The following is a 2,514-nucleotide window of genomic DNA, read 5'->3' as shown; positions in this document are numbered from 1 at the left end:
AATCCGATGGGTTGAGGCCGCCGGCCGCCAGCAGCGTCCCGGGCGAGGCGGTCGAACTGGCCGCAGTGTTCGGCTGGGTCGGCAGGTTGGCCGCGTACTGGATCGAAGTCGTCGCCTGGGCGGGGATGAAGTTATTCTGGAATTTCAGGACGTTCGCCACGTTGCCGGTCGGGTTGCCGGTCTTGGGGTCGACCGTGACGCCCATCAGGTAATAGCCGGCGCCGTTGACCAGATTGCCGTTGGCATTGAGCTGGAAGTCGCCACGGCGGGTGTAATAGGTGACGCCGCTGAACACCGGCACGTTGTCGACGACGCCGGTTGCCTTCTGGATCGAGAAGAAGCCGTCGCCGGTGATCGCCATGTTGGTGGCGACGGTGGAGCCGGAGATCGTGCCCTGCGTGGTGATGGTCGCCTTGGCATTGGCCGTCACGCCGCCCGCGACCTGCTTGCTCGGCACCGAGGAGTCGGGAATGAGATCGACGAAGCTGGTGCCGATGCCCTTGTAACCGGTGGTGGATGAGTTCGCGATGTTGCCGGAAATGTTCTGCAGCGCGTAGGACTGCGCCTGCAGGCCACCCACCGAGGTGTTCATTGCATCGAAGATACCCATAACTTTGTCTCCAAATCCGATCTCGGCGGCCGGTCGACCAAGGCCGCAGTCGGGGGAGACAGTCGCAAGGGCTATGCCAATGCGGGTATTCTCAGGAAATCAATGACTTAATGAAAAAGCCCCGGCCTGAGGACCGGGGCACAATTGCCGGGACCGGCAACAATTGCCGGGACGTCCTGTCGTTCCGGGGCGATGCGAAGCATCGAACCCGGAAGTTCGAGATTCCGGATTCGATGCTGACGCATCGCTCCGGAATGACACCTTATGGCCTACGTCGCCGACGCTGCAGCCGGGTGAAAGACCAGCCCGAATCCGTCGATGCAGTAGCGCAATCCGGTCGGCTTCGGACCGTCGTCAAAGACGTGGCCGAGATGGCCGCCGCAGCGGCGGCAATGCACCTCGGTGCGAACCATGCCGTAGGCCCGGTCCTCGGTCTTGCCGACATTGCCTTCGATCGGCTGGTAGAAGCTCGGCCAGCCGGTGCCGCTCTCGAATTTGGTCTCGGAGGCAAACAGCGGCAGGTCGCAGCCGGCGCAGGCAAAGGTGCCCTTGCGATGCTCCTTCAGGAGCGGGCTGGAGCCGGGCCGCTCGGTGCCGTGCTTGCGCAGGATCTCATATTGCTGCGGCGTGAGCTGGGCGCGCCATTCGGCTTCCGTCTTCGTGATCTCGAACTTTTCCGCGGCTTTCTCGCCGGCCTCGGCCGGCGTTCCCTTGAGCCAGCGGAAGGCCGCAAGGCCGAACAGGCCGGCGGCAGTCGTCAACAGGATGCGGCGGTCAAACATCTCATTCTCCGTGCGGGAGCGTCCACGCCCTGAGATACGGGCTTTGACGGCCAACGTTACACGTCCGGGCGGAATTTTTCTCAGGCTTATCGCGCGACGCCGGCGAAAGACGCCGCGCTCGCATCTGCCGGCGCCGAGCTGAAGTTCTCGAACGGTGTTGCCCTGTCGGCCAAGTTCGACGGCGAGTTCGCGGCCCGCAGCACCACCTATTCCGGCACCGCGAGCCTGCGATACGCCTGGTAGCGGCAGCGCCTCATCGAGATGGCCGTGCGCCCACCGGCAAAATGCCGAGCCCGGCGAGATGCGTGTCGACAAATTGTTCGACCTGCTGACGCAGCATCTGGGGCGGCACGGCCACCATCCGCTCCTCGAGGCCGAGCGAGATGATTCCGTGTACCGCAGAGAACAAGGTGCGCGACAGCAGCGCGATCTTCACGTCATCCGCATCCGGCAATAGCCGCACCAGGGGTGGATGCATCAGCGCGAAGGCATCCATCACCATCTGCAGGATGTCATCGGGATAAGGACGGTCGTCCTCCATCCGATGCTCGAACAGCGAGCGCAGCAGATTGGCGTGCTCGGCGAAGAAGTCGAGATAGGTCGCCGCAAGCCCGTAGAGCTGGTGAACGGGATCCTCCCCCGGAACCGCGCCGAGCCGGGCCGTGAGTGCCTGAACGGTCTCCCGATTGACGGTCAGGATCACCCCGTCGAAGTCGCCGAACTCGTTATAGACGCTGCCGACGGAACAGCCCACGGCTTCGGCGACGTCCCGAACCTTCAATGATTTCAGCCCCTTGGTCGCGATAATGCTGCGGGCGATCTCCAGGATCTGGACCCGGCGCCGATATTTTTTCTGATCTCGCAGCGATTCTTCTTGAACATTGTTCATTTTCGAGCTACTCATGTGAACATTGTTCAAATTAACCCGGAGACCTGCAAAATGCAAACCCTCGCTGTTGATATCGCCGCCACCTTCCTCGATGACGCCGCTGCTCTCGTGACCGGCCTGGGCCGGGCCCTGCTGCGGTTCGCGATGACCCCGATCGATCGCATCGCCAATGCCTGCGACATCGCCGGCGTGCTCACCGAGCGGCGCGCGACCTTCCGGATGTGGCGGGCGAG

At 63.1% G+C, this 2,514-nt stretch carries 4 protein-coding genes; 1 reads left to right on the top strand and 3 read right to left on the bottom strand.

What is annotated here, in order from left to right; genetic code table 11:
* The 3 genes from MOV75_RS34330 to MOV75_RS34320 form a co-directional block, all read right to left on the bottom strand.
* The coding region (locus MOV75_RS34330) for a flagellar hook-basal body complex protein (protein ID WP_247007557.1) at positions 1–610 on the bottom strand (610 nt) is incomplete at its 3' end.
* A 269-nt stretch (positions 611–879) separates the two neighbouring features.
* Positions 880–1,392: a peptide-methionine (R)-S-oxide reductase MsrB gene (msrB, locus tag MOV75_RS34325; RefSeq protein ID WP_246926655.1), complete on the bottom strand. Its 513-nt coding sequence runs from the start codon at positions 1,390–1,392 to the stop codon at positions 880–882.
* 253 nt (positions 1,393–1,645) lie between these two features.
* Positions 1,646–2,281, bottom strand: coding sequence for a TetR/AcrR family transcriptional regulator (locus tag MOV75_RS34320; protein WP_246932523.1), 636 nt, complete (start codon positions 2,279–2,281; stop codon positions 1,646–1,648).
* A 51-nt stretch (positions 2,282–2,332) separates the two neighbouring features.
* Between MOV75_RS34320 and MOV75_RS34315 the strand changes: the two genes are divergently transcribed.
* Positions 2,333–2,514: hypothetical protein (locus tag MOV75_RS34315; protein ID WP_247007556.1), on the top strand; the 182-nt coding region annotated here is incomplete at its 3' end.

This window comes from Bradyrhizobium sp. PRIMUS42 (assembly GCF_023006515.1).
Lineage (GTDB): Bacteria > Pseudomonadota > Alphaproteobacteria > Rhizobiales > Xanthobacteraceae > Bradyrhizobium.
Note: the sequence above shows the minus strand (reverse complement) of the source record. Positions and strands in the feature narration are given on the sequence as shown.